This window comes from Klenkia terrae, assembly GCF_037083865.1.
GTDB lineage: Bacteria > Actinomycetota > Actinomycetes > Mycobacteriales > Geodermatophilaceae > Klenkia > Klenkia terrae.
On the sequence record NZ_JBAPLV010000071.1, the window covers coordinates 1 to 978 of the forward strand.

Sequence of the window (978 nt, forward strand, 5' to 3'; positions counted from 1 at the left end):
GGGGGGGGGGGGGCGGGCGGGGCAGCCGCGGCCGGGGAGCCGTGGCGGCCCGGCGGGCGGTCGGGCGGGGTCATCCTCGGCGGCCCCGCGCCGGGCCGGAGGGCCCGACCTGGCGCTCGTCGGGACGCCGGACCACGCCGGTGCCGGCGTCGTCGACGTCGAAGAGCTCGGCGTCGCCCACCGTCTCCGGTGCCGTGGTCTCCGGCTCCTCCTCGCGCTTGCGGGTCCGGGCCGGCGGGCGGACCGCGCCCTGGCCGGGCGCACCCGAGCAGGGGACGGCGGTGCGCGACCCGGGCTCGGCCAGGCCCCGTCCCTCGAGCCCGCGGCGCAGCGCGGAGCGCGCCGACGACGACGTCTCCGGGGCACCGGTCGGTCCGGCGGTCCGGCGACCGGACAGCCCGCGGGTGGACGACGGACCACCGGGTGCGCGGCCGCCGGCGCCGGGTGGCGTCGTCGGTGCCGACGACGGGCCGCGGGAGCCCTGCAGTCCCTCGGGCACGCCGGGCGAGCGGGGTGCCGCGCCGCCGGGAGCGGCACCGGGGCGACCCGGGACGCCACCGGGACCGCCCGGCGCTCCGGGCCGACCGGCCAGACCGCCGGTGCCCGGGGCCCGCGGCGGGGCGAACGGGGAGGCCGGCCGGCCCGGGGAGCCGGCGCGCCCACCGGGTGCACCGGGCGGCTGCGCCGCACGGCCGGGGGGCGCGCCGCCCTCGCCGGCGCCGCCGGACTGCCGGCCACCGAGGGTGGGCGGGGACGACGGGCGGGCGCCCGCCCCGGAGGACGGTGCGCCGCGTCCGGGCAGCTGCGGAGCACCACCGCGCCCGGGTGCCGACGGCGGCGCGGCCGGGGCGCTCCCGCGGCCACCGAGCTGGGGGGAGGAGGCGGGTGCCGCGGGTGCGGTGGCCGGCGGAGGCCCGGCCAGGCCCCGGGCGCCCGCGCCGGCACCGGCCGGGGGAGCAGCCGGGGCCTGGCCGGGCC

The 978-nt window shown here is 85.7% G+C and carries 1 pseudogene; it reads right to left on the reverse strand.

Annotated elements, in window-relative coordinates:
• Positions 1 to 70: 70 nt before the first annotated feature.
• Positions 71 to 978, reverse strand: a pseudogene (locus tag UXQ13_RS23570) (hypothetical protein); the annotation flags it as partial.